Annotated in this window: 1 protein-coding gene; it reads left to right on the top strand. The window is 68.0% G+C overall.

What is annotated here, in order from left to right:
* The coding region (locus TMES_RS21995) for a TonB-dependent receptor domain-containing protein (protein WP_143589780.1) at positions 1-777 on the top strand (777 nt) is incomplete at both ends.

Here is a 777-nt window from a genome sequence, read left to right as displayed (position 1 = left end):
ATGTACTACCGCGACTACTACACGCGCTTCACGCCGTTCGACGCGCGCGCCGTGGTCACGCGCGGCGGCAACGTCGACCAGGTCATGCAGAACAGCAAGGTGTTCGGCAGCCGGCTCACCATCGACACGCCGCTGGGCGAGCAGTCGAAACTGCTGTGGGGCATGGACTTCAACCAGGAACGCAGCGGCATGCCGATCGACGTGTTCGACGCCGCCGCCTACGACGCCAGCGGCGGCCGGGTGTTCCGCAAGACCGGCCGCCTGACCTACATGCCCGAGCTGACCTCGCGCAGCACCGGCATCTTCGGCCAGCTGGAGCACCGCTTCAACGAGCAATGGTCGGTGCAGGGCGGGGCGCGCTACGAGTACGCCACGGCCCGCTTCGGCGACTTCGTGCCGCTGTCGCAGTCGCGGGTGGCGTCGCCGGCCTCGGTGCAGGGCGGCTCGGTCAGCTACGACGCCTTCCTGTTCAACGCCGGCCTGACCTACGCGCCGGTCCGCGGCCAGGAGCTGTACGCCAACTTCAGCCAGGGCTTCCAGCTGCCGGACATCGGCGTGCAGATGCGCAATGCGCGGCCGGGCTTCGACATCGGCTCGTCCGACCTGCAGCCGGTCAAGACCAACAACTACGAGCTGGGCTGGCGCGGCGGGGTGGGCAACACGACCGCGTCGCTGGCGCTGTTCTACACCACCTCAAAGCTGGGCGATGTGCAGAGCTTCAACAACGGCCTGATCCTGACGCGCACCGAAGAGCGCATCCACGGCATCGAGGCGACG

The sequence above is a fragment of the Thalassospira mesophila genome (assembly GCF_002115755.1).
Taxonomy (GTDB): domain Bacteria; phylum Pseudomonadota; class Alphaproteobacteria; order Rhodospirillales; family Thalassospiraceae; genus Thalassospira; species Thalassospira mesophila.
The sequence above is the reverse complement of the archived record's forward strand: the minus strand, read 5'-3'. Positions and strand labels throughout refer to the sequence as shown.